Source organism: Helicobacter sp. 13S00482-2, assembly GCF_002272795.1.
Classification (GTDB): Bacteria; Campylobacterota; Campylobacteria; order Campylobacterales; family Helicobacteraceae; genus Helicobacter_J.
In genome coordinates, this window is record NZ_MLAT01000021.1 from 1 (window position 1) to 23,563 (window position 23,563).

Annotated in this window: 27 protein-coding genes; 16 read left to right on the plus strand and 11 right to left on the minus strand. The window is 33.2% G+C overall.

Annotation, left to right across the window (positions count from 1 at the left end; translation table 11 throughout):
* The first annotated feature begins 108 nt into the window (after positions 1 to 108).
* Both BKH42_RS09345 and mnmA read left to right on the plus strand, forming a co-directional pair.
* A complete protein-coding gene (locus tag BKH42_RS09345) occupies positions 109 to 309 on the plus strand; it encodes a hypothetical protein (RefSeq protein ID WP_143428595.1) in 201 nt (66 codons plus the stop codon).
* Positions 310 to 987: 678 nt separating this feature from the next.
* The gene (gene mnmA / locus BKH42_RS07965; protein WP_095296084.1) at positions 988 to 2,016 is read left to right on the plus strand and encodes a tRNA 2-thiouridine(34) synthase MnmA; all 1,029 of its coding nucleotides are present in this window, start codon (positions 988 to 990) and stop codon (positions 2,014 to 2,016) included.
* Positions 2,017 to 2,051: 35 nt separating this feature from the next.
* On the opposite strand, the gene BKH42_RS07970 is transcribed toward mnmA, so the two are convergent.
* Entirely contained in the window at positions 2,052 to 2,966 is a 915-nt protein-coding gene (locus BKH42_RS07970; protein WP_095296085.1) for a transglutaminase-like domain-containing protein, read from the minus strand.
* A 74-nt stretch (positions 2,967 to 3,040) separates the two neighbouring features.
* Positions 3,041 to 4,486 carry a catalase gene (locus tag BKH42_RS07975; RefSeq protein WP_095296086.1) on the minus strand — a complete coding sequence of 482 codons (1,446 nt, stop codon included), beginning with the start codon at positions 4,484 to 4,486 and terminating at the stop codon, positions 3,041 to 3,043.
* Positions 4,487 to 4,672: 186 nt separating this feature from the next.
* Between BKH42_RS07975 and BKH42_RS07980 the strand changes: the two genes are divergently transcribed.
* From BKH42_RS07980 to fliY, 14 genes are all read left to right on the plus strand, one after another.
* Positions 4,673 to 5,602: a ribose-phosphate pyrophosphokinase gene (locus tag BKH42_RS07980; RefSeq protein WP_095296087.1), complete on the plus strand. Its 930-nt coding sequence runs from the start codon at positions 4,673 to 4,675 to the stop codon at positions 5,600 to 5,602.
* Between the two features lie 15 nt (positions 5,603 to 5,617).
* Positions 5,618 to 6,475, plus strand: a complete 858-nt coding sequence (locus BKH42_RS07985; RefSeq protein WP_095296088.1) for an ATP phosphoribosyltransferase regulatory subunit — start codon at positions 5,618 to 5,620, stop codon at positions 6,473 to 6,475.
* Positions 6,476 to 7,717, plus strand: a complete 1,242-nt coding sequence (locus tag BKH42_RS07990; protein ID WP_095296089.1) for an adenylosuccinate synthase — start codon at positions 6,476 to 6,478, stop codon at positions 7,715 to 7,717.
* A complete protein-coding gene (locus BKH42_RS07995; protein ID WP_095296090.1) occupies positions 7,714 to 8,139 on the plus strand; it encodes a flagellar export protein FliJ in 426 nt (141 codons plus the stop codon). The genes BKH42_RS07990 and BKH42_RS07995 overlap by 4 nt, the downstream gene beginning before the upstream one ends.
* Entirely contained in the window at positions 8,136 to 8,960 is an 825-nt protein-coding gene (locus tag BKH42_RS08000; protein ID WP_095296091.1) for a MotE family protein, read from the plus strand. The genes BKH42_RS07995 and BKH42_RS08000 overlap by 4 nt, the downstream gene beginning before the upstream one ends.
* A 76-nt stretch (positions 8,961 to 9,036) precedes the next feature.
* A complete protein-coding gene (aroQ, locus tag BKH42_RS08005) occupies positions 9,037 to 9,597 on the plus strand; it encodes a type II 3-dehydroquinate dehydratase (protein ID WP_095296092.1) in 561 nt (186 codons plus the stop codon).
* A complete protein-coding gene (locus BKH42_RS08010; protein WP_257874294.1) occupies positions 9,578 to 10,630 on the plus strand; it encodes a M24 family metallopeptidase in 1,053 nt (350 codons plus the stop codon). The genes aroQ and BKH42_RS08010 overlap by 20 nt, the downstream gene beginning before the upstream one ends.
* A 15-nt stretch (positions 10,631 to 10,645) precedes the next feature.
* Positions 10,646 to 11,131: a 2-amino-4-hydroxy-6-hydroxymethyldihydropteridine diphosphokinase gene (folK, locus tag BKH42_RS08015; protein ID WP_095296094.1), complete on the plus strand. Its 486-nt coding sequence runs from the start codon at positions 10,646 to 10,648 to the stop codon at positions 11,129 to 11,131.
* On the plus strand, positions 11,128 to 12,525 hold the full coding sequence (gene flhF / locus BKH42_RS08020; protein WP_095296095.1) for a flagellar biosynthesis protein FlhF: 1,398 nt from the start codon (positions 11,128 to 11,130) through the stop codon (positions 12,523 to 12,525). The genes folK and flhF overlap by 4 nt, the downstream gene beginning before the upstream one ends.
* Positions 12,522 to 13,382, plus strand: a complete 861-nt coding sequence (locus tag BKH42_RS08025; protein ID WP_095296096.1) for a MinD/ParA family protein — start codon at positions 12,522 to 12,524, stop codon at positions 13,380 to 13,382. The genes flhF and BKH42_RS08025 overlap by 4 nt, the downstream gene beginning before the upstream one ends.
* Before the next feature lie 8 nt (positions 13,383 to 13,390).
* Complete coding sequence (locus BKH42_RS08030; protein ID WP_095296097.1) at positions 13,391 to 13,726, plus strand: hypothetical protein; 336 nt, start codon at positions 13,391 to 13,393, stop codon at positions 13,724 to 13,726.
* Positions 13,723 to 14,427, plus strand: a complete 705-nt coding sequence (locus BKH42_RS08035; protein ID WP_095296098.1) for an RNA polymerase sigma factor FliA — start codon at positions 13,723 to 13,725, stop codon at positions 14,425 to 14,427. The genes BKH42_RS08030 and BKH42_RS08035 overlap by 4 nt, the downstream gene beginning before the upstream one ends.
* On the plus strand, positions 14,420 to 15,481 hold the full coding sequence (gene fliM, locus BKH42_RS08040; protein ID WP_095296099.1) for a flagellar motor switch protein FliM: 1,062 nt from the start codon (positions 14,420 to 14,422) through the stop codon (positions 15,479 to 15,481). The genes BKH42_RS08035 and fliM overlap by 8 nt, the downstream gene beginning before the upstream one ends.
* Positions 15,478 to 16,308 carry a flagellar motor switch protein FliY gene (fliY, locus tag BKH42_RS08045; RefSeq protein WP_095296100.1) on the plus strand — a complete coding sequence of 277 codons (831 nt, stop codon included), beginning with the start codon at positions 15,478 to 15,480 and terminating at the stop codon, positions 16,306 to 16,308. The genes fliM and fliY overlap by 4 nt, the downstream gene beginning before the upstream one ends.
* 2 nt (positions 16,309 to 16,310) lie before the next feature.
* On the opposite strand, the gene BKH42_RS08050 is transcribed toward fliY, so the two are convergent.
* The 9 genes from BKH42_RS08050 to BKH42_RS09545 form a co-directional block, all read right to left on the minus strand.
* A complete protein-coding gene (locus BKH42_RS08050) occupies positions 16,311 to 17,399 on the minus strand; it encodes a hypothetical protein (protein ID WP_095296101.1) in 1,089 nt (362 codons plus the stop codon).
* An 88-nt stretch (positions 17,400 to 17,487) separates the two neighbouring features.
* Positions 17,488 to 18,042, minus strand: a complete 555-nt coding sequence (locus BKH42_RS08055; RefSeq protein WP_095296102.1) for a YceI family protein — start codon at positions 18,040 to 18,042, stop codon at positions 17,488 to 17,490.
* A 52-nt stretch (positions 18,043 to 18,094) separates the two neighbouring features.
* Positions 18,095 to 19,483: a glutamate--tRNA ligase gene (gltX, locus tag BKH42_RS08060; protein WP_095296103.1), complete on the minus strand. Its 1,389-nt coding sequence runs from the start codon at positions 19,481 to 19,483 to the stop codon at positions 18,095 to 18,097.
* 98 nt (positions 19,484 to 19,581) lie between these two features.
* Entirely contained in the window at positions 19,582 to 19,854 is a 273-nt protein-coding gene (locus tag BKH42_RS08065; RefSeq protein WP_095296104.1) for a DUF493 domain-containing protein, read from the minus strand.
* Positions 19,844 to 20,248 carry a YbgC/FadM family acyl-CoA thioesterase gene (locus BKH42_RS08070; RefSeq protein ID WP_219349850.1) on the minus strand — a complete coding sequence of 135 codons (405 nt, stop codon included), beginning with the start codon at positions 20,246 to 20,248 and terminating at the stop codon, positions 19,844 to 19,846. Before BKH42_RS08070 ends, BKH42_RS08065 begins: the two co-directional genes overlap by 11 nt.
* Before the next feature lie 2,452 nt (positions 20,249 to 22,700).
* A complete protein-coding gene (locus tag BKH42_RS09880) occupies positions 22,701 to 22,835 on the minus strand; it encodes a hypothetical protein (RefSeq protein ID WP_257874295.1) in 135 nt (44 codons plus the stop codon).
* A complete protein-coding gene (locus BKH42_RS09885) occupies positions 22,832 to 22,954 on the minus strand; it encodes a hypothetical protein (protein ID WP_257874296.1) in 123 nt (40 codons plus the stop codon). The genes BKH42_RS09880 and BKH42_RS09885 overlap by 4 nt, the downstream gene beginning before the upstream one ends.
* Positions 22,955 to 23,023: 69 nt before the next feature.
* Positions 23,024 to 23,215, minus strand: coding sequence for a hypothetical protein (locus BKH42_RS08080; RefSeq protein ID WP_095295188.1), 192 nt, complete (start codon positions 23,213 to 23,215; stop codon positions 23,024 to 23,026).
* The gene (locus tag BKH42_RS09545; protein WP_180673968.1) at positions 23,205 to 23,372 is read right to left on the minus strand and encodes a hypothetical protein; all 168 of its coding nucleotides are present in this window, start codon (positions 23,370 to 23,372) and stop codon (positions 23,205 to 23,207) included. The genes BKH42_RS08080 and BKH42_RS09545 overlap by 11 nt, the downstream gene beginning before the upstream one ends.
* Between the last annotated feature and the right edge of the window lie 191 nt (positions 23,373 to 23,563).

A 23,563-nucleotide genomic window follows, 5' to 3' on the forward strand; every position in this document is an offset into this window, starting at 1 on the left:
ATAATCTAAAAGATTTTAAAAGTTCTAAAAGATTTGCAAGATCTAAGGATTCATAGGATTCTAACAGAGGAGGTTTTTCTCATTGATTTGTTTTTGCTTTAGAAGGATTTGGATTTTACAAGATTCAAAGGAGTTAAAGGGTCTAAAGATTCTAAAAGATTCATGAGTTCTAAAAAGATTTGCAAGTTCATAGGATTCATAGGATTCATAGGATTCATAGGATTCATAGGATTGGACTTTAGATATTACACAAGCAGCACAAAACAAACACAATCACCTAAACGTGATGTGTTCTTTAAACCATCTTAACATTCATTTGGTATTCATTCCGTTATACCCACTCATTCAATTATTTTTCATAGGACCCAGGGGAGGAATGAATAAGAATAATACCCTCACTTCAAAAACATTTCAATTCAGAACCATAAATAATAAATATTATCATTGATTATCTATATAGAAAAAATATATTTAAATATTTATTCAAATGTTATAAATGGAATGCAATTTGATATGAAACAATTGCATCTTATTCTTGTTGCTTGATAGTCATTTCAATAGATACGTCTTACTCCATCATCATAACAGTGATTAGATTGATTGCTTATACTTAGGTAGTCTTGAAACTTAATAAAGAGTCTTAAGAAGTTTAGCATCTCTGAATAAAATATTCCTTTGTTGTATGTATTTCTAAACTCTTGTTTATATTGAAAGAATGTCTTGAGTTTTGAAATCTTTAGACTTTGAAATCTTCAATCTTTGAAATCTTTTAGAATCCTTAGAATCTTTTAACTCCTATGTTGTTTGTTATGCATAGGTAGTGTGGGTTTTAAAAGATGGAATTTCAATCAAATCTATTCGAGGAAGCCATCATGGCAAATATTTTACAGATTAGTTTTTTCATCTTATAATTCCCAGTATCATACAAGAAAGTTTAGAACACTATAACAATATGAAAAATTTAATAATATAAATAAAGGATATATAATGAAAGTAGCACTTTTAATGAGCGGTGGCGTGGATAGCTCCTACTCAGCTTATTTGTTAAAAAATCAGGGCTATGAGGTGCTAGGTATTTATCTCAAGCTTCATGATAAAGAAGCCAAACACGAAATGTTTTTACGCAATTGCACCAAAGTCTCTGAAAATCTTGGCTTTGAATTTAGAGTAGTTGAGGCAAAACAAGAGTTTAAGAAGGCTGTTTATGATGAATTTGTTGATTCTTATAAACGTGGAGAAACTCCAAATCCTTGTGCTTTGTGCAATCCTTTGATGAAGTTTGGGTTGGCTTTGGAGTTTGCACTTGAGCTTGGTTGTGAAAAGATAGCAACAGGACATTATGCAAGAATAGAAGAAGTTGATGGAGTCAAACGAATAAGAGAAGCTAGAGATATGAGCAAAGATCAGAGTTATTTTTTATACGCAATATCTCAAGATGCTATCAATCGCCTTATTTTTCCACTAGGGGATATGTTAAAAGAAGAAGTTAAACCTAAAGCCTTTGAGGTGATGCCTTGGTTAGGCACTCTTGAAACTTATAAAGAATCTCAGGAGATATGTTTTGTTGAAACTGATTATATTGATATTTTGAAAAAACATACTCAAGTTGAACAAGAGGGTATTGTCAGAGATATGCAAGGCAATATTGTCGGTGAACACAAAGGCTATATGCAATACACCATAGGCAAACGTAAAGGATTTAGTGTCAGGGGAGCCCATGAACCTCATTTTGTCGTGGGGATTAATCCAAAAAATAATGAAATCATTGTGGGTAAAAAAGAAGATCTTGCAACAAATAAGGTAGAGGCAATCAACAAATCATTGCTTAAAAATTTTAATGGAGGGGAGTATAAAGTCAAGATTCGTTATCGAAGCACTCCCTCAGAAGCTAAAATATTTATTGATGGAGATAAAATTATTGCTGAATTAAAAGAGCCTGTTTATGGGGTTGCAAAAGGTCAGGCATTGGTTGTATATCAAGATGATAAGGTTTTAGGGGGTGGGGTGATTATTTAAAGGCAAACCTTCTTTTTAGAAGGTTTGTATAGGATTTAACCTAGAGTTTTGATAGTGATATTTTTTATAAAATTTTTATTTTCGTAGTATTTTAGTTTATCCCCATCAATTGTAGCAAAGGCATTGTCAAATAAACTCACTATGGAGTTTTGTATTTTCATATCTCTTTCATAGTTGAGTAAAATAAAATTATCTTGCCATTTTTCAAAGCCATCAAAAGATGGATTTTTGATTACAGCAAGGGGGTCATATTGATTCCAGGTATTATTTATATAAGCCTCAGCTTTGCTTAAAGTTGTATGCGTTTTTGTATCTAGTCCTACAGCTTCTCTTGCAGGAATGCCACACGCACGACACAAAGAGACAAAAACAGTATTGATGCTAATATTTTCTCCTGATAGTATTGGTGTATTGTCTTTGGATACTATGGTTCTGATTCTAGCTATATCTTTAGCATTTTCATAGTCGATATTTTCTTTGCTCCATTTATAAATTTTGGCAATTTTTTCTTTTTCGTTTCCTGAATTTAATGTTTTGGCAACTTTTTCAATCATTCCATCTGTTCGGATATATCTAGTTGGTTGTAAGAAATTTTCAAGATGATTGGATTTTTCATTTGAATGATTTGGAAGCACAAGAACATCTACGCTAGTGAAAATATTTTTTGGTTTTTTGCTGTATTGGGCATAAATGACAGGTGTCTGATCTTGAATATAGACTTTATGAGTATCATAACTTCCTTGTATTTTAATATTGCTTGGTTTTTGAAAACTTGTTGTGCTTGGCATTGGTATCCATATTTTGACATCATTTGCTGATTCAAAATTGATTTCATATTCAAAAGTTAAATTATATTTTTTTATCTTTGATGGATTTGCATTCATTATGTTTGAGCCCATCAAAATACCAGTACCCAATATACTTGTTTTTATAAAATCTCTTCGTTGCATTTTTTTCCTTCTTTGATTCTATGTAGATACTTAACTTAAGATTGTGATATGCAAAAATGCATATCACTTAAAAACTAGAGAACTAATTCTTCTATTCTTTTGCCATAAGCGGGATCAGCTTTTTTGAAGTGCTCAATCTGACGTTTTTTAATTTCAGTAGGTACGCCTTCCATTGCTGATTTGATATTTTGGCAAAGTCTTTCTTTTTCTTCTGCACTTAAGAGTCGATATAAATCTCCAGGTTGTGTGTAATAATCGCTATCATCTTCTCTAAAATCCCAATCATAAACAGCGGTTTCTTTTTCAAGTTTACTAAGATCAAGTTTAGGTTCTTTTGCATTTGGATCTTCTTTATAACCTGGCAATGAACTCGGATTGTAATTAAGCATACTTCCATAGGCTCCATTTTGCATATATCCATCTCTAAAAGTATTATGGAAAGGACATTTTGGAGCATTTACGGGTAGTTGTGTGTGATTGATACCTAGTCTGTATCTTTGTGTATCTCCATAAGAGAACAATCTACCTTGTAGCATTTTATCTGGACTATAGCCAATTCCTGGTACTATGTTTGCAGGATTGAAGGCAGCTTGTTCAACTTCAGCAAAATAATTCTCAGGATTTTTATTTAACTCAACAATACCTACTTCGATAAGTGGAAAGTCTTTTTGACTCCAAGTTTTAGTAAGATCAAATGGGTGAAAACGATAAGTTTTTGCCTCTGCTTCAGGCATAATTTGAACACACATTCTCCATTTTGGAAAATTACCTTTTTCTATGTTTTCAAATAAATCTCTTTGATGAGATTCTCTATCATTAGCAATAATCGCACCTGCTTCTTCATTGGTAAGATTTTCTATTCCTTGCATGGTTTTTAAGTGAAATTTCACCCAAAATCTTTGATTTTTGTTGTTAATAAAGCTAAAAGTATGACTTCCAAATCCGTGCATATGGCGATAACTTTTAGGAATTCCTCGATCACTCATTGTGATAGTGACTTGATGAAGAGATTCAGGGTGCAGACTCCAGAAATCCCAAGCATTTTTAGAGCTTCTCAAGTTTGTTTTAGGATCTCTTTTTTGAGTGTGGATAAAATCAGGGAATTTTAATGGATCGCGAACAAAAAATACAGGTGTATTATTTCCTACAAGATCCCAATTTCCTTCTTCTGTATAGAATTTCATCGCAAATCCTCTAGGATCTCTTTCTGCATCTGCTGATCCTTTTTCTCCTGCTACAGTAGAAAATCTGAAAAAGCAAGGAGTTTTCTTGCCCACTTTTCCAAAAATTTTTGCCTTTGTGTATTTAGTGATGTCATTAGTCACTGTAAATACTCCATAAGCCCCGCTTCCTTTAGCATGGACTACTCTTTCGGGAATTCTTTCACGATCAAAATGAGCCAATTTTTCTAAAAACCAGGTATTTTGAAGTAGCATTGGTCCTCTAGGGCCAAAAGTGAGGGAGTTCTGATTATCTCCTATTGGTGTTCCTGTTGCGCTTGTGAGTGTAACATTTTTCATATATTATCTCCTTGATATTTTTTTTGTGAATACGTTTCAGATTATAAGCAACAATGATTAACGATTTGTAAAATTTTATTAATAGAAAAATTTTATTGATAAAAGATTGTGTTTATAAGCAAGACCTTAAGTGTTATTATCTATAATCTTGATTGAATAAAATTTAATTTGCAGGATTTGACCCAAATGCGAGGATTTAAGATTTTTACTGGAAGTGCTCACCCGAACTTTAGCAAAGAATTGGCAAAGCATCTTGATGCTGTTATTTCAAAAGCCACAGTCAATCGTTTTAGTGATGGTGAAATAAATGTACAGATCAGTGAATCTGTAAGAGGAAAAGATGTGTTCATTATTCAGCCAACTTGTGCTCCAACTAATGATAACTTGATGGAACTTTTAATTATGACTGATGCTTTTAAAAGAAGTTCGGCAAATTCCATCAATGCAGTGATTCCATATTTTGGCTATGCTAGACAAGATAGAAAAGCAGCTCCAAGAGTTCCCATCACAGCTAAATTGGTGGCAAACCTCATTCAGAGTGCAGGTATTAATCGTGTTATTACAATGGACTTACATGCTGGACAGATTCAAGGTTTTTTTGATATTCCTGTGGATAATTTGTATGGTTCTATCGTATTTAGAGACTATATTCGTGCAAAAAAATTCAAAAATCCTATCATTGCTAGTCCTGATATTGGTGGGGTTTCTCGTGCGAGATATTTTGCTAATCAATTAGGCCTTGATCTTGTTATCGTCGATAAAAAACGTGAAAAAGCTAATGTTAGCGAAGTGATGAACATTATTGGGGATGTGCAAGATAAAGATGTTATCCTTGTGGATGATATGATTGATACTGCTGGGACAATGTGTAAGGCTGCAGATGTTCTGAAGGCAAGAGGGGCTAAGTCTGTGATGGCACTTGGGACGCATCCTGTTTTGAGTGGTCCTGCGATTGAAAGAATTGAGAAAAGTTCTTTAGATGAAGTGGTGGTGAGTAATTCCATTCCTGTAAAGCAACAGTCCTCAAAAATAACCGTTTTGAGCGTGGCCCCACTTTTTGCAGAGGTCATTAGGAGAATCTATCACAATGAAAGTGTGAATTCACTTTTTGTGTAAGAAATTAGGAAAAATATGGTTTTAGAACACGAGATTCCTCAGGGAAGTAAGCTTTATTTTGGAGCTTCAGCAAATATCAAGCGCAAGATTGAAGCTAAAGCGTGTGAAGTTTTTTATCAAAATGGTTTTGAAGAGATTCTCACGCCTTGTTTTGCTTATTTAGAACATCAAAAAAATTTTTCTAATCGCAATATCATTAGACTCAGCTCTCAAAATAATCATCAGATCTCTTTGAGATATGATAGTACTATTGATGCAATTAGAATCATCACCAAACGTTTAGGCAGAAGCACAAATCAAAAAAAATGGTTTTATATCCAGCCTGTTTATAGTTATCCCACCAATGAAATTCATCAAATTGGTGCGGAGTGTTTGGATACTAATGAAATGGGTGAGATACTAAGATTGGGTCAAAATATTATCAAAGGTCTTGGAATTTCCCCTATTTTGCAAATATCAAATGTGAAGATACTCAAACTTTGTGCTCAAGATATAGGATTAGAAGTGAATGAATTTCAGAAAATCGATATTGGTAATATTTTATCAATGGGTGGGTATATTGAAGCATTACTCAGGATACAGAGTAGAGATGATTTGGAGAGTTTTATCAAAGTATCCCCTTCTTTTTTGAAAGCAGAGTTAGAAAATCTTTTGAAAAGCGGATTTGATTGTGATTATCCAGAAATGATTTTTTCTCCTTTGGATTTTGCTCCCATTGATTATTATAATGATTTGGTTTTTAGAATGTTTGAAGGTAATCATACTTTGCTTTTAGGTGGAAAGTATAAGATAGAAGATACAGAATCTTGTGGATTTGGAATTTATACAGACGATATTGTAGATTATTTGATGAGAAAAGATGAGGAAAAATAAATGGCTGATTTGGTTGTAGGGATTCAGTGGGGAGATGAAGGTAAGGGTAAAATTGTGGATATGCTTGCAAAAAATTATGATTATGTGGTCAGATACCAAGGGGGTCATAATGCAGGACATACTATTGTAGTGGATGGAAAAAAACATGCTCTGCATTTGATGCCCTCAGGTGTTTTATATCCCACATGCAAGAATATTATCGGTAATGGTGTGGTTATATCTTTAGATGCATTGTGTGAAGAGATTATTCAGTTTGGAGATCTTACCAATAGGCTTTTTATTAGCGATAAAGCTCATTTAATTATGCCATATCATCAAATCATTGATATTGCTAGAGAAAAATATAGAAAAAATGCTATTGGAACTACTGGAAAAGGTATTGGTCCAAGCTATGAAGACAAGATTGCTAGAAACGGTTTTAGGGTAGGGGAATTAAGAGATTTTCAATCATTAGGTGCAAAGCTTAAAAGTCATTTGACCCAGATTGCATATGTTCAAGATCTCTATGGTATTTCTTTGCCTAGTTTTGATGAAATAATGGCCTCATTACAAGAAAAAAGTCAAAAGATTCTCCCGTTTGTTGTTGATAGCACTCAATTACTTTGGAAAGCTATCAATGAAGATAAAAAAATCCTTCTAGAAGGAGCACAAGGGAGTATGCTAGATATTGATCATGGTACTTATCCTTTTGTAACAAGCTCTACGACTATTTCTTGTGGTGCCTGTAGTGGGACGGGGCTGAGTCCAAAAGACATTAAAAAAACTATTGGTATTTGCAAGGCATATTGCACACGTGTGGGAAATGGGCCTTTTCCTACAGAGGACTTTGGAGATAAGGGAGAGTTTTTGCGTGAAAAAGGAAAGGAATTTGGTGTCACTACAGGTAGGGCTAGGCGTTGTGGCTGGTTTGATGCATTGAGCGTTAAATATGCTTGCAGAATAAATGGTTGTGATGAAATTGCTCTTATGAAACTTGATGTTTTAGATGGACTAGATGAAGTAAAGGTTTGTGTAGGATATAAGAAAGATAATGAGATTATCGATTATACTCCAAGCGATCTTGATGGATTAGAACCTGTGTATAAAATCTATAAAGGATGGGATAAAACCTCTGGAATCAAAGAGTTTGCTAAGTTGCCTTCAGAGGCTAAAGAATATATTTTAGATATTCAAAAGCTCATTGGAGTGAAAATTTCTATTATCTCTACAAGTCCTGAAAGAGAAGATACGATTATTTTATGAATACCAAGTTTGATTCCTTGCTTAAAATCAAAAAACAAGAACTTGATAAATGCGAAGCAGATATGATCTACAATAATCATCTCATTGCTTTAAAAAATAAAGAAATTGATATTTTATTGCAAGATTTAAATCAAATAAATGTTCCAAAAAATGGGGATTATTGGGATTTTAAAAATACACAGGAAGTTAAAAAAGCTTTTGTGGAAGAAATCGATAAACAAAGAAATGAGATCTCAAGATTAAAAGATATTGGCAAACAACTTCAAAAATCCCATAGAATTGCCTTTATAGAATATGAAAAAATCAAATATTTACAAGATATTGAGACAAAGAAGATGATCTCAAAAATCAAGAAAAATGAATCAAAAAATCTTGATGAAGTTGGAATAATGCTTTTTAAATCCAATAAGGAGAATGTATGAAAAAGATATGTTTAGCTGTGATTTTGTTTTTAATTATAGGAGATTTACAAGCACAAGATAAAGCAACATCGCCATCGCTTTCTTCAAAAACCACTGTGATAAAACAAACCAAAACTACAGATGAAGCTAAAGCTCAGCAACAAAATACCAACGAGGTTTCAAAACCACAGGATAATCCCCCGCTTATTCCCGCTGCTTCAGATAGCGAGAGTACTTCAAAGCAACTTTTACAATGCAACGCTATTTTTGATGCTAGAAAGGGGGAATTGAGTGAAAAAATCAGACAGCTAGATGAGAAAACTCAATCCATTCAAGCTCTTCAAAATGCCACACAAAATCTACTTGATCAGCGTGAAGCAAAGATAAAAGAGAGAGAGAAGGCCTTGAGTTTAAAACTAAAAGAAATTGAGGACAAAGAAGTTAAACTTAAAGTTACTAGTGAAGAAAAAGAATCTACTATTAAGGCTTTGATTGCTAAAAATGAAGATATTTTAAAACAGATAGATGGAGCCAAAAACAATAAATTGGCTCAAACTTATGCGAAAATGAAGGATTCTAAGGCCGCACCTATCATAGAAAATTTGCCCGATGATGAAGCTGCAAGTATTTTATTTGCTCTTTCTGCTCAAGATATGGGAAAAATTCTCTCTAAGATGAATCCTAAAAAAGCTGCTCACCTCACAGAAATTTTAAAAAAAGGACCACCTTTTGAAAATCAAAAAGCAAAAATAACTCAAACGAATGATAATGCTTCCAAAGAGGTTCAAAATCCTACAGATTCAGATAAAAATTCAGATGTAGGCCAAAATTCATCAATATAGACCTTTTGTATTGTAATATTTAAACTTATTTGTGATATGATTTACAGGTAAAATTTTATTACAAGGAGAATTCATAATGAGAGTTTTAGTTATACAAGGACCAAATTTAAATATGCTTGGACATCGGGATCCTAGAATTTATGGAACGATGACTTTAGAGCAAATTCATCAAAATATGAAAGCATTTGCAAAACAAAATGGTTTGGAGTTAGATTTTTTTCAAAGTAATTTTGAAGGTGAAATCATTGATAAAATTCAAGAGTGTGTAGGAAGCGATTATGCAGGTATCATAATGAATCCAGGAGCATATTCTCATACTTCTGTGGCTATTGCAGATGCAGTTATGGGTGCGGGTGTGCCTGTGATAGAAGTTCATTTGAGCAATATTCATGCTAGGGAAGAATATAGAAAAGTAACCTATACGGGTGCTGTGTCAGCGGGTGTTATCGCAGGATTTGGTGCATTTGGTTATCATATGGCAGTGATCGCTATGTTGCAAATACTCTCTGAAATTCAGGCAATGAGACAAGCTCAAGCCGCACAAGCAGAAGCTGCAAATACTCAAAATATCCAAGATCAAAAAAATGATTCAAAAGAAACAAAAGCTGAAATCAAAAATGAAAAAAAAGATAAATGAGGTAAATTATCTAACAACTGATGAAAATGCTCAATATTTTGAGTGTGGATATAGTTGTGATAATGCTTTGTTTTTAAAACTCGGGAGTGATAAATTTTTTATCACAGACTCCCGATATAGTTTAGAAGCTGAAAAAATAGCACAAAATACTAACATCATAGAATCTAGCGATTTGATAGCCTCAGCTTGTGAAATACTCAATAGAACCTCTATAAAGACCCTCATATACGATCCCTCCCAACTTACGATAAGTGTTTTTGAAAAAATTAAAGCTCTTTTAAAAACTCATGTAAAACTTTTGCCAGAGTCTCGTTTCCATCAGTTGTTAAGAATTATTAAAACCGATGATGAAATTATTAAAATCAAAAAATCTCAAAAACTAAATAAGGACGCTTATAAGGGATTTGCAAAATTCATCAATGGATCTAAAAAGTCTTTTACTGAAAGGGAACTCTATTATCAAGCACAGCAATTTTTGACTTATTTGGGTAAATATGATCTGAGTTTTGATCCTATTTTGGGCGTGAATGCAAATGCTGCAAAACCTCACGCTCTTCCTAGCAAAAAAGATAAATTGGAGTATGAGGATCTTTTGTTATTTGATGCGGGGATAAAATATCAGCGTTATTGTTCTGATAGGACTCGTACAGCTTTTTACGATAAAGAAGGAATTCATTTTAGAAAAAAGCAGAAATTTAAAAACAAACAAATACAAAAAATTTATGATATTGTTTTAAAAGCACAAGAAAAGACAATTAATCTTTTACGAAGTGGTATGAGTGGTGCAGAAATTGATAGTATTGCTAGAAAAGTGATAGAAAAATCAGGCTATGGAAAGTATTTTGTACATAGCACGGGACACGGTATTGGCTTGGATATTCACGAACTACCATTCATATCTAAGTCTAGTGAGATTATCATAGAGGACAATATGGTGTTTTCTATTGAACCTGGTATTTATATACCCGATCACTATGGAGTGCGTATAGAAGATTTGATTGTTGTAAAAAATGGCAAGGCGGAAATTATTTGATTTTGAAGACTTTAGATGAGAAGCTTAATTTTTACCAATTCTTTTCCCTCTAAAAGGGTCTATGCAACTTCTTTTGGCAATATGGTTACCTTAGGAATAGGTGGAAATATTGGAAACTGCCTTCATCGTTTTGAATCTTTTTATAAATATTTGAATAAAAATAATAAAATTAAAATCTTGGATTCTTCGCCTATTTATATGAATCCTCCTTTTGGTTTTGTCTATCAAGATAGTTTTTATAATGCCACTATAACTCTCAGTACTAGTTTGTGTATTGTTCAGTTTTTTGGTTTTGTGTTTTATTTGGAACGCAGATTTGGTAGGTTGAAAAAAAGAGAGTTCAAGAATTCGCCAAGAAAATTAGATATTGATATAATTTTCTTCAATGATTTGATTTTAAAGCGACCTTATCTTAAAATACCTCATCCAAAATGGAATGAAAGAGAATCAGTTTTGATTCCTTTGTTTTTACAATATCTCATCCCAAGGGGACCTAAATGAAACTTTACACTTATGGTGGCGAAACTGCAGCACAGGCATTAAAGATGGCACAAAGTAAGCACGGTGAAGATGCTTTGGTTGTGAAGACTAAAGAAATTAGAAAAAAGACGATGACTCAACCTGGTCTTTATGAGATTGTTGTTGCTGTAGAAAATGATAATGAAATAGAACTCTCTGCCGATGAAGATGTTGCTCAAAAGCCAAAAAATAGTATCCAGAAACGTTTAGATGAGATCTTGGAAAAAAATATGGACAAGAAGAAGAAACCCATCAAAACCCTTGATGATGATGTAACCATTCAACTTTCTGATGCGGTTAGAGAGATTAGCAAGATAGCTGGGATGGAGCGTCCTAGTACTCCTGCTAGAGCGATTATTGTTCCAGAGACGCCAAAAAGTTTGGATTTGAGATTAGAAAATAAAATTCTCCAAAGACAAGAAGACAGAGCCATCAGTAAGCAAAATGATACAAAGGAGTTTAAGCAACTCAAAACTGAGCTTGATAAAATCAATGATAAAATCAAACTCATTCAGAATATGTTTTGGGATGAAAAAGGTCCTAAAAACGAAGGCTTACAGATTCCTCAAGAATTTGCAGAAATTTATCGCATAGCTAAAAATAGCGGAATGAATAAGATTCATTTAGATGAGATCATGAAGCTTAGTTTGGAATTGATGCCTCTTAAGATGAGAGAAAATTCTTTGACAATCAAGCGTTATTTTCGTGAAGTATTACGCAAGATGATTTATTGTAGAAATGAGCATTTAGATGCTGGAAATAAGAAAATCATTATGTTAGTGGGGCCTACAGGGGTAGGAAAAACAACTACTTTAGCAAAGTTGGCAGCTAGATACTCAAAGATGCTAGATAAAAAATATAAAGTCGGGATTATCACTTTAGATACCTATCGTATTGGAGCATTAGAGCAGCTTACGTGGTATGCTAGAAAGATGAAAATCAGCATTGAAACAGTGATTGAGCCAGAGGATTTTCTTAAAGAGATTGATACATTGCGTTATTGTGATTATATTTTAGTTGATACCGCAGGACATTCTCAACACGATAAGCAAAAAATCAATATGCTAAAAAAATTTATCAATAACGATTATAAAATTGATGTAACACTCGTTTTGTCTGCTACAACAAAATATGAAGACTTGAGAGATATTTACCAATCATTTGGAGAGCTCAATATTGATACACTGATTTTTAGCAAATTAGATGAGAGCAGAGGACTTGGTAGTTTATTTTCTCTTGTGTATGAGAGCAAAAAACCTGTGAGTTATCTTTCCATAGGTCAGGAAGTTCCTATGGATTTACTTGTAGCAACAAATGATTATTTGGTAGATTGTATGCTAGATGGATTTGCAAATCCTGCAAGAGAGATAAAATGAACAATCAAGCTAGTAACTTAGATACATTGATGCAAAGTGCAAAACAAAAAGGCAAAACAAAATTCATTGCCATCACAAGCGGAAAAGGTGGTGTTGGAAAATCTACTATCAGTGCGAACCTATCTTATACTCTAGCTAAAATGGGATATAAGGTTGGGATATTTGATGCAGATATTGGATTGGCAAATTTGGATTTGATATTTGGTGTGAAAACAGGTAAGAATATTTTACACGCCCTCAAAGGTGAAGCAAAGTTTGATGAAGTAATTTATCCCATAGAGGAGGGCTTGTATCTCATACCTGGAGATAGTGGAGATGAAATATTAAAATATTCCAATCAGGATATTTTAGATGAGTTTGTGCAAGATAGTCAGATACTTAATGACTTGGATTATATGATTGTAGATACAGGTGCTGGGATTGGAGAGGTCACACAGGCTTTTTTGAATGCTAGTAATGATGTTATTGTTGTTACTGTTCCAGATCCAGCTGCCATTACTGATGCTTATGCAACCATCAAAATCAACTCTAGATTTAGAAAAGAGATTTTTCTCATCGTGAATATGGTGGGTTCAGAAAAAGAGGCTTTGAATGTTTTTACCAAGATTAGCAATGTTGCACGTAAGAATCTGCCTGATTTAGAGCTCCATCTTCTAGGTTTTTTATATAGCAGTGCATCTGTGAAAAAATCCACCAAATACAGAGAGCTTTTATCTAGAGTGGAGCCTTTGAATAATTTTTCATCTGAGATGAGATCCATAGCCAAAAAGATATCGGTAAAAGTGGAACAAAATATGCTTGATTATCCCAAAGAAAGTTTTATGGATTTTTTTAGAAGGATACTTGGCTATTTGTAAGGATTAAGATGAAGCCGAATAATTACATCAATTTTTCTATTGTTTTTGGCTTTTTTTTAGGCCTAGCTTTCTCAATTGCAAAGTTTAATAGACCTGAGATTATTCTGTTTTGGACAGTTATTTCTACCGTGGGTTTTTATTTGATTGTTATTTTTTGCACTTCGGTTTATATATGGTTTGTTGATTTTGATAAAAGACTTTTTAATAAAGATATTGTAGAGAAAAAGCTTGATTATTTTGATCGTGAATTTGATATTAGAGAAAAAGAAGTAAGCAATATCAGGCAGTATATTAATAATTCGGATTTCTTAGATATCTCTTCAAATAACAGTGAATTCATATGAACAAAAACCAAATAAAAGGATACGATCAAAACATTCGATATTCTCAAGATGAGTTGGCATTGCAATACCTTCCAGCTGTTAGGTCTATAGCATATCGTATCAAGGAACGTGTCCCTAGTTCGGTGGATTTAAATGATTTGATTTCTATTGGCACAGAAGAACTTATCAAATTGGCCAGAAGATATGATAGTAACATCAATGATTCTTTTTGGGGTTATGCCAAAACCCGTGTGAATGGTGCTATGCTTGATTATCTTAGATCCTTAGATATTTTATCTCGTGCATCTAGAAAACTCATCAAGGCCATAGATTATGAAACTTCTAAGTATTTCAATGAACATCAAGAAGATCCTAGTAATGAATATTTATCAGAAGTGCTAGGTGAAGAGATTGAGAAAATCAGAGAAGCAAAAGTGGCTTCAGATATTTATTCAGTAGTGCCTATTGATGAACAATACAATTTAATTGAGCAAGAAGGTGTGCTAGAAAAGCTTGAACGTGAAGAGCTTGTAGAAATTATACAAGGGATTTTAGATCACCTAAATGAACGTGAGCAGATGATCATGCAACTATATTTTTTTGAAGAGTTGAATTTGAGTGAAATCAAAGATATATTGAATATTACTGAATCACGAATATCTCAAATCATAAAAGAGATCATTAAAAAAATCAGAAAATCATTAGGAGAGAAAAATGGCTGATATATTAAGTCAAGAAGAAATTGATGCTCTTCTTGAAGTGGTCGATGAAGGTGAAGATGCTGAAGTTTTGCAGAAACATAACATCATTCATCAAAAACAAGTGACTCTCTATGATTTTAAACGCCCTAATCGTGTTAGTAAAGAGCAATTAAGAGCATTTAGGAGTATCCACGATAAAATGGCAAGGAATCTCTCTAGCCAAATTTCTGCCATCATGCGGAGTATTGTTGAAATACAGCTTCATAGTGTTGATCAGATGACTTATGGGGAATTTTTGATGAGTTTGCCTTCCCCGACTAGTTTTAACGTGTTTTCTATGAAGCCTATGGATGGCACTGGGGTTTTGGAGATAAATCCTAGTATTGCTTTTCCAATGATTGATAGATTGTTGGGTGGTAAGGGTGATCCTTATGATAATTCTAGAGAATTTAGTGATATTGAGTTGAATCTTCTTGATACGATACTCAGACAGATTATGCAAACACTCAAAGATGCTTGGTCGCCTGTGGCAGAAATCTTCCCCTCTGTGGATGCTAAAGAATCTAGTGCAAATGTTGTGCAGATTGTTGCTCAAAACGAGATTGTTATTATGGTGGTAATGGAAATTATCATTGGCCATAGCAGTGGAATGATGAATTTATGCTATCCTGTTATTTCCCTTGAAGCTGTTCTTTCTAGACTTGGAGGCAGGGATCTTGTGCTCTCAGAAACAAGCTCAAAGAAAAGCCGTAATAAAGAACTTCAAGCTCTCTTAGGAGGTGCTGGTGTTAATATATCGGTATTTTTAGGCGGTGTGAAATTGACTTTAAAAGAGGTGCTTGATCTCTGTGTAGGGGATATTATTCGATTGGATAGACCTGCTGATGATACGGTACTTGTAAATGTTGATGGGAAAGAAAAATATGTCGCAACATTGGGATTGCAACGGTATCGCAAAACAATCAAGATGAAAGAAATAATCAAGACAGAAAAAGACAAAGTAAAAGAAATATTAGAGATGTTAGAAGCTCAAAGAAAAAGCAAGGTAAATGATATACAGGAGGAAGAGCAGTGAATGATTTTATAAAGATTTTTACCCAAGAGACAATTTCTACAATCGAAGGACTTACAGGCAATACCCCAGATGTGGAAAATAACAAAACTGATATTATTAGTGGAGTTTCCTTGTCTGTCCCTTATGCGATTGTGTATGTTTCAGTTTCGGGTGATTTAGATTCTAGCGTCGCATTGATTTTTCCTGCTGAACTCGCCACTGCTCTTGCTGATTTAATGCTTGGGGGAGAAGGAAATAGCAAATCAAATATGGACAATGATGATTTAGATGCAATCAAAGAAATCAGTTCAAATATATTCGGAGCCATTTCCACTGCACTTGGTTCTCAAAAAAATCTTCCTAGACTTGGATTTTCTTGTAAAGATGTTGTTTTTATTACTAATCCTATTGACTTATCTACTTATGACAAAGGCTATCAATTCACATTTTCTATTAACAAAATCAAGTCAAATTTCCTATTTTTAACCACGAGTGATTTTACCAATAGTTTTAACAATATTGAGACAACCACCTCAGGTGTTGCTTCTGAGACTCATATAAATCATATGCTCAATCCAGATGAGATGAGAAATATCGGAATGCTACTTGATGTGAAGCTCAATGTGAAAGTTAGAATAGGACAGAAGAAGATGCTTCTTAAAGATGTCATATCAATGGATATTGGAAGTGTTGTCGAGCTCAACCAACTTGCAAATGATCCTTTGGAGATTTTAGTAGATGATAAGGTTATTGCCAAAGGGGAGGTGGTGATAGTCGATGGAAACTTTGGAGTTCAAATCACCGACATTGGAACCAAAAGAGAGCGATTAGAGCAACTCAGAGGTTAGAGCTATTCACTAGCACCTGATTTTAGCATTTTGAATAATTTATGCGTATCTAGCGTGATGGTTAGCATTTCTTGATTGGCAATAGTTTGATTAACAAAATGAAAAATAATACTGAATCTTGCAGTTAAGAGATCGTTTTTGTATTCGTAATAGAAATTTGCCCTATCATATTTTGTTCCTTGGTAAAATGGCAATCCATTATAGAAATCTTCACCATATTCATAGAAGTATTTCATCTGTGGTTTCCCAAAGTAATAGCTATTTTCTATTCCAAATCCATTGTATTGTGCTTTTATGTCAAGTTGATAACCTAAGCCATTATAAAAGGGATCTAATCCTGTGCTAAGTCTTCTTTTTCTTTCTAGAGTGCTTAGTGTTCCAAATTTTATATATGCCTCTTGCATATAGGGCATAAGATTTTTCAGACTTGAACCCAGATAGAGATTATAATAAATCCTATCCATCAGATAGGTATCCCCATTTGAACCATCTTTTGAGAGATATTCATCATTTTTGAAGTGATACATCAGAAAGTTTCCTCCTATGAATAAGTAATCATTTAAAAAACGATATTCACTAGAAGCTAAGACCATAAACTCATCAAGTCTTTTAGATAGATTTCCTCCATACCAATCAAAAATAAACTCCGCAGTTCCATTTGCCATTTCGCTAGAGTTCCCACTCTTATACTGAAACATCAGACCATTGATATTGGGGTTGAAAAAATAAAAATCATTTCTAAAAAAACTTAAGGGATAGTTTGCTAATGAATATTTTCGGGGGAAAATTCCAAAGTAAGAACTAAATTTTTCGCCTATTGCACTGTAGTAAATTGAAACATTTGCTTTTGTTGGGAATTTTTGTTCCCCCATATTTTGGATGACATATCCTCCAAACATCAGTGATTGGTGCTCATCAAATCCAATACCTACTAACGGAGCCAATCTAACTCCATAGATAGTGCGTGTATCCCAATAAGGAAAGGACTCTTCAAGGTTATCAAGATAGAAATCAAAACCTAAATCATATTTCCATTCATAAGCATAAGAGCTGATATTTAAAATCAGAAGAAGAAGCAATCCACGAAGCATGAAAATCCTTCATATTTTTTTAAGAAATTGTATAGAATTATGCTTTTAGGATTGCTGAGACTCTCTTTTGTTAAAAAGAGAGGAAGAGTTATTCTGTGGCTTCGATTTGGATTTTTACTTTTACTTCATCGCTAACAACAGAATTTCCTGTGCTTTCTCCAACCTTGAAATCTTTTCGATTGATTTTTCCTTCAATCTCAAGAGCCATTAATTGTTTTTTTGTATTTGGATTCATTACTGGGCCACTGATTTCTAATTCCCATACAACAGGCTTGGTGATATTTTTGATAGTAAGATTGCCATAAATCTTATCACCTTCTTGTTTGGTCATTTTGAAAGTTGCTTTTTGAAATTTCATAGAATCAAAAAAGTCATTAGCATTCAAATGCCCATCTCTTTTTTTGTTTTTAGTGTTTATAGAAGAAATACTAATCTGACCTTCTAATTTGTTGATTTTCTTGCTCTTAGGATCAATATCGATGGTGCCTTCAAAGTTATCAAACTCTCCATTTACTTTGCTTAAAAGCATATGTTTAACCTCAAAACCAACCGAAGAGTGTGATTTGTCAATACTGAAAGGTTTGGCCATCATGGGAGTGAGGCATAGAGCTGCTATGGTTGTGATTGATAAAAATTTTTTCATTGTGTTTTCCTTTGTTATTTGATTAAAGTGCGTTCATTGTACTTTGCAATATTCAAGAAATGATTAACTTGCAGAATTTTTCAATTCTTTTGACTGTATCTTCTTTTCCAATAATATAGATTGCTTCAGCAAGTCCGATGCCACCAGGTTTTCCTAGTAAGGCAAGTCTTAAGGGTTGCATAAATTTACCAGGCTTGATATTGTGTTGTTCCATAAAATGATGAAGGCATTCATTGCAGTTTTGCGGTGTATCTAAAGAAGAATTTTTGAGTGAATCCAGTAATTTTTTTAGCATTTCAGGGCTTTGTTCATCAATCTTACTAAGAGATTTTTCATCATATATAGATGGTGGAGTGAGAATTTCTCTTGCCATTGAGGCAAAATCTTTGAGTGTGCTCACTCTGTCTTTTAATGCGGCATATAACACATCTCTTTTTGTGCTTGGAAGTTTTGGGCATTCAAATTCTTGCAATAAAATCTCAATGGCATCGTTAGATTTTTCTTTTATATAATGAGCGTTCAGCCATAAAAATTTTTCTTGATTGTAGCTACTAGGGGAGGAATTCAGATCTTTTGGGTTGAAAAAATTCAGCATTTCCTGCATACTAAAAATCTCTTGATCTTTATAGCTCCACCCAAGTCGCACTAAAAAGTTCAAAATTGCTTCAGGAAGATACCCATCTTTTTTGTAATCCATCACGCCCATCGCACCATCACGTTTGCTTAGTTTTTGTCCTTGTGGATTTAATATCATCGGGACGTGGTAGAAGTTTGGCACATCAAATCCAAGAGCATTATATACAATGATTTGCTTAGGGGTATTAGATAAATGATCATCTCCACGAATCACATCACTAACTTTGCTGAGTGCATCATCAATAGTGACAACAAAGTTATAAGTTGGACTACCATCACTCCTAGCTATGATAAAATCATCAAGTTCTCTTGCTCCAACTTTTATATTTCCCTTCACTCCATCATTGAATTCTATATAACCTTCAAGTGGAGCTTTGATTCTCACAACAGGTTGTATTCCTTTTGGCGGAGTTCCTTTGAAATCCCTATATCGGTTATCATATTTTGGAGTCTCTCCTCGTGCTTTTTGTGATTCTCGAAGAGAATCCAATTCTTCTTTGCTCATATAGCAATAATACGCTTTTCCTTCATCTAGGAGTTTGTCTATGTAGGTTCTGTATAGATCAAAGCGTTTGGACTGATACAAAACCTCTCCATCATGATCCATTCCCACCCATTTAAAAGCTTCAATGATAGCTTCCATCGCTTCTACAGAGTTTCTAGCTAGATCGGTATCTTCAATCCTAAGCAAAAACTTTCCATTATTTGCCCGAGCGAATAAATAATTAAAAAGGGCAGTTCTCAATCCTCCAATATGCAAATAGCCCGTAGGAGAAGGGGCGAATCGAGTTATAATCTCACGCATAAATTTTCCTCTATTTGGTTTTGTGCTGATATTTTATAGTGCGATTGTACTAAAATTTTGTGTTTGTTTCTAGTAGGTTTTGTGAATCTGATTTTATCTTAAATCACCATCTTTATTTCTTTGTGATTTTTAAGGGCACAGAATATGTGATTTCTCTCTTCTTCGTTATTTACCAATATTTTCAAATGAAGACTCACAAATCTGCCCTTTGAGGATTTATTTTTTTCTTGCAAATCATATTTTCTAGGAGCTATTTCAAAAACTGCTTCTTGGATTTTGGCTATATCTTCTCCAATGATTCGATATTCCCATTCGCACGGATAGTTGATTTCAGGTTTTCCTTCTAAGATTTGCAATGGTTTATCGTGCATCTAATACCCTTGATGATGTCTTTGGTATGACAACAAGTTTTCCTGTATTGATGTCGATGTGTGCTAGTTTTACCTCTAGTTCAAAGATTTTATCTTCACGTGGCATTTGTGATGAGTAATCAAATATTTTGTAAATCTCTTGTTTTAAAATCACACTCACTGATTTAACTTTGAGCACTTCTGTGCGTATGTCCAATTTGTCCCCGAGTTTGCTAGTAGCTATAAAATCTGCTTTCAAGTTTTTCACTACAAAGATATTTTTATCTTCATCGGAGTTGAATTCTTCTGAAAAAAGAAACTCTTCACTCCTAGCTCTTTCGCAATATTTGATATAGTTAGCATGATAAACAATCCCGCCACAATCTGTGTCCTCGTAATAAACTCGTATTTGCAACTTACAAACTCCTATTTTTAATATTTTGAGACTTTTTAATTTTAGAAAGTATCTCATCATAAAGTTTCGTTAATGTTTCTGGTGCTTTATTCATCATCTTTTTATGAATCAAGCATAATGTCATTGAAATAACTCCAGACTTCGCACTCAATTAATTTCTAAATCAAAGTATATCTTAAAATGATGTAATGGTGTAGGGTGATAAGGGTTTGTGAGGTTGTTGTTTTTTAAAGTTTTCCATTCTATCAAATGTGGCAGATAATTTTACTATTTTTCGGTATTTTGATAATAAAGAGAATGAATATTGTTTCAAAGATTCTGTCATATTCAACGTGGTTATTTTACTTCCTAGTATTACCCCCTCCCCAAGTTCCTATGATGACAACGTAGCTCAATCGGGTATTAACGGGGGGTTCAAGCTTGAAGGTTTCTCAAAGTGTTCAAACAATAAAATGATGTCTTGAATCAAAAGGATTCAATTCAGAATCAAATCAAAATTAAAATTAAAATCAGATTCAAAACAAATCAATCAAAATCAAAATCAGATTCAGATTTAAAGTAAATCAATTAGACTCAAATTCAGATTTAGATTTAGATTCAAATCAAACAATCAAAATGAGATTTAGATTTAAACTAATCAAATCAAATCTAAATCAAAACTAATTCAAGTCCAAATTAGAATGGATTCAATTTAAAATCAATTGGATTTAAGATCAAATTCAAATCAATCAGATTTAGATTTAAATCAAACCAATCAGATTCAATATCAATTTTAGATTTAAAATAAATCAATCAATTTCAGATTCAGATTCAAATCAAAATTAATTCAACTCCAATTCAACTCCAAATTAGAATAGATTTAGATCATTCAATCCAAACAAAATCCAAACCAATCAGATTCAATAACAATTTCAGATTCAATCCAAGCCAATCAAAATCAGATTTAGATTTAAAATAATCAATCAATTTTAGATTCAAGATAAATCAATCAGATTCAAAACAAATCAATTAGACTCAAAATCAATCAAAATAAGATTTAGAAATAAATAAAAATTGCTAATATTACCCCCTCCCCAAGTTCCTATGATGACAACGTAGCTCAATCGGGTATTAACGGGGGGTTCAAGCTTGAAGGTTTCTGAATGTGTTCAAACAATAAAATGATGTCTTGAATCAAAAGGATTTAATTCAAATAAAATCAAAACACTCAATTCAAATCAGATTTAGATTCAAATCAATCAGATTCAAATCAAAATCAAAACATTCAAATCAATCAGATTTAGATTCAAATCAAACAATCAAAATGAGATTTAGATTTAAAACAAATCAAACAATTCAAATTCAAAACTAATTCAAGTCCAAATTAGAATGGATTCAATTTAAAATCAATTGGATTTAAGATCAAATTCAAATCAATCAGATTTAGATTTAAATCAAACCAATCAAAATGAGATTTAGATTTAAACTAATCAATTCAAATTCAAAACTAATTCAAGTCCAAATTAGAATGGATTGAGATCATTCAATCCAATTCAAAATCAAGTCTAAATTAGAATAAATTCAAATCAAACCAATCGGATTCAAATCAAAACAAAACAGATTTAGATTTAAATCAAGCCAAATCACATTCAATTCAAATTGAAATCAAAACCAATTCAACTCCAAATTAGGATAGATTCAAATCATTCAATCCAAAATCAATCAAAATAAGATTTAGAAATAAATAAAAATTGCTAGTATTACCCCCTCCCCAAGTTCCTATGATGACAACGTGGCTCAATCGGGTATTAACGGGGGGTTCAAGCTTGAAGGTTTCTCAAAGTGTTCAAGCAATAAAATGATGTCTTGAATCAAAAGGATTCAATCCAGAATCAGATTCAATATCAATTTCAGATTTAAAACAAATCAAACAATTCAAATTCAAAACTAATTCAAAACTAATTCGACTCCAAATTAGGATAGATTCAAATCAAAATAGATTCGGATTTGTTTCGATTTAAATCATTCAAAACAAATCAATCAGATTCAATATCAATTTTAGATTCAAAACAAATCAATCAAATCAATCAGATTTAGATTTAAATCAATCAATTCAAATTGAAATCAAAACTAATTCAAAACCAAGTCCAAATTAGAATAGATTCAATTTAAAATCAATCAGATTTAAGATGAACTGGATTTAGACTCAAGATCAAATCCAAAACAACTAAAACAAATCAATCAAAATCAATATCAATTTTAGATTTAAAACAAATCAAACAATTTCAGATTCAAATCAAAATCAAAACATTCAAATCAATTAGATTCAATATCAATTTTAGATTCATTTCAATCTAAACCAAACAAACTCAGTTTAGATGATGCAATCAGATTCATTTCGCACGTGATAAACAATCTGATCTATTATCAATGAGAGTGGGTTTATCACAAGTTCTCTTTTCACCTCCTTTTATTAGTTCTTTTTACTTCCTCTTATGTTGTTGGCATTACCATCATCAGGCTTAGTATGGTTGCCATTGGCATTACTTGGTATTGGTATTACTTTGACTCCATTGGCATTACCATTCTCACCATTGCTATTACTCATAACGTTGGAACCCCATTGATGGTATAAAGGTTGTCATTGCTGATTCCTGGTTTTTGCCTTACCGTTCCTGCCATCAGCTTTCTTGCCATTGCTATTGTTGCCATCAGTTTTGATTTCATTAGCATTACCCTTCACGCCTACTTTCTCTTAGCTTACCATCATCAGGCTTGGCATGGTTGTCGTTGCTATTACTTGGTATTGCCATCAGTTTTGATTTCATTAGCCTTAGTATTCCCACCACCATTGCTATTACTCATAACATTACAACCATTGATGGAATAAAGGTTGTCATCAACCTTAGTATTCTCACCATTGTTCCTCTTAGCCTTAGCTTTGATTCCATTGCCATCAGTTTTGATTTCATTAGCATTACCCTTCATGCTTACTTTCTCTTAGCTTACCATCATCAGGCTTAGTATGGTTGTCGTTGCTATTACTTGGTGTTGGTATTACTTTGACTCCATTAGCATTACTCATATGGTTACCATTAGCATTACTCATAACATTACAACCATTGATGGTATTAAAGGTTGTCATTGCTGATTCCTGGTATTGGCCTTACCGTTCCTGCCATCACCATTATTTGGTATTAGCTTTGTTGTCATCAACCTTACCATTCCCATCATCAGCTTTGACTCCATTGGCCTTACCATTCCCATCATGAGCTTTGACTCCATTGAGATCAGTTTTGACTCCATTGGCCTTACCATTCCCATCATGAGCTTTGA

What these genes read in the sequence shown, in the direction of transcription:
- mnmA (WP_095296084.1), top strand. Translation starts at nt 988, where the DNA reads ATGAAAGTAGCACTTTTAATGAGCGGTGGCGTGGATAGCTCCTACTCA.
- BKH42_RS07970 (WP_095296085.1), bottom strand. Translation starts at nt 2,966, where the DNA reads ATGCAACGAAGAGATTTTATAAAAACAAGTATATTGGGTACTGGTATT.
- BKH42_RS07975 (WP_095296086.1), bottom strand. Translation starts at nt 4,486, where the DNA reads ATGAAAAATGTTACACTCACAAGCGCAACAGGAACACCAATAGGAGAT.
- BKH42_RS07980 (WP_095296087.1), top strand. Translation starts at nt 4,673, where the DNA reads ATGCGAGGATTTAAGATTTTTACTGGAAGTGCTCACCCGAACTTTAGC.
- BKH42_RS07985 (WP_095296088.1), top strand. Translation starts at nt 5,618, where the DNA reads ATGGTTTTAGAACACGAGATTCCTCAGGGAAGTAAGCTTTATTTTGGA.
- BKH42_RS07990 (WP_095296089.1), top strand. Translation starts at nt 6,476, where the DNA reads ATGGCTGATTTGGTTGTAGGGATTCAGTGGGGAGATGAAGGTAAGGGT.
- BKH42_RS07995 (WP_095296090.1), top strand. Translation starts at nt 7,714, where the DNA reads ATGAATACCAAGTTTGATTCCTTGCTTAAAATCAAAAAACAAGAACTT.
- BKH42_RS08000 (WP_095296091.1), top strand. Translation starts at nt 8,136, where the DNA reads ATGAAAAAGATATGTTTAGCTGTGATTTTGTTTTTAATTATAGGAGAT.
- aroQ (WP_095296092.1), top strand. Translation starts at nt 9,037, where the DNA reads ATGAGAGTTTTAGTTATACAAGGACCAAATTTAAATATGCTTGGACAT.
- BKH42_RS08010 (WP_257874294.1), top strand. Translation starts at nt 9,578, where the DNA reads ATGAAAAAAAAGATAAATGAGGTAAATTATCTAACAACTGATGAAAAT.
- folK (WP_095296094.1), top strand. Translation starts at nt 10,646, where the DNA reads ATGAGAAGCTTAATTTTTACCAATTCTTTTCCCTCTAAAAGGGTCTAT.
- flhF (WP_095296095.1), top strand. Translation starts at nt 11,128, where the DNA reads ATGAAACTTTACACTTATGGTGGCGAAACTGCAGCACAGGCATTAAAG.
- BKH42_RS08025 (WP_095296096.1), top strand. Translation starts at nt 12,522, where the DNA reads ATGAACAATCAAGCTAGTAACTTAGATACATTGATGCAAAGTGCAAAA.
- BKH42_RS08030 (WP_095296097.1), top strand. Translation starts at nt 13,391, where the DNA reads ATGAAGCCGAATAATTACATCAATTTTTCTATTGTTTTTGGCTTTTTT.
- BKH42_RS08035 (WP_095296098.1), top strand. Translation starts at nt 13,723, where the DNA reads ATGAACAAAAACCAAATAAAAGGATACGATCAAAACATTCGATATTCT.
- fliM (WP_095296099.1), top strand. Translation starts at nt 14,420, where the DNA reads ATGGCTGATATATTAAGTCAAGAAGAAATTGATGCTCTTCTTGAAGTG.
- BKH42_RS08050 (WP_095296101.1), bottom strand. Translation starts at nt 17,399, where the DNA reads ATGCTTCGTGGATTGCTTCTTCTTCTGATTTTAAATATCAGCTCTTAT.
- BKH42_RS08055 (WP_095296102.1), bottom strand. Translation starts at nt 18,042, where the DNA reads ATGAAAAAATTTTTATCAATCACAACCATAGCAGCTCTATGCCTCACT.
- gltX (WP_095296103.1), bottom strand. Translation starts at nt 19,483, where the DNA reads ATGCGTGAGATTATAACTCGATTCGCCCCTTCTCCTACGGGCTATTTG.
- BKH42_RS08065 (WP_095296104.1), bottom strand. Translation starts at nt 19,854, where the DNA reads ATGCACGATAAACCATTGCAAATCTTAGAAGGAAAACCTGAAATCAAC.
- BKH42_RS09880 (WP_257874295.1), bottom strand. Translation starts at nt 22,835, where the DNA reads ATGAGTAATAGCAATGGTGAGAATGGTAATGCCAATGGAGTCAAAGTA.
- BKH42_RS09885 (WP_257874296.1), bottom strand. Translation starts at nt 22,954, where the DNA reads ATGAAATCAAAACTGATGGCAACAATAGCAATGGCAAGAAAGCTGATG.
- BKH42_RS08080 (WP_095295188.1), bottom strand. Translation starts at nt 23,215, where the DNA reads ATGAAGGGTAATGCTAATGAAATCAAAACTGATGGCAATGGAATCAAA.
- BKH42_RS09545 (WP_180673968.1), bottom strand. Translation starts at nt 23,372, where the DNA reads ATGACAACCTTTAATACCATCAATGGTTGTAATGTTATGAGTAATGCT.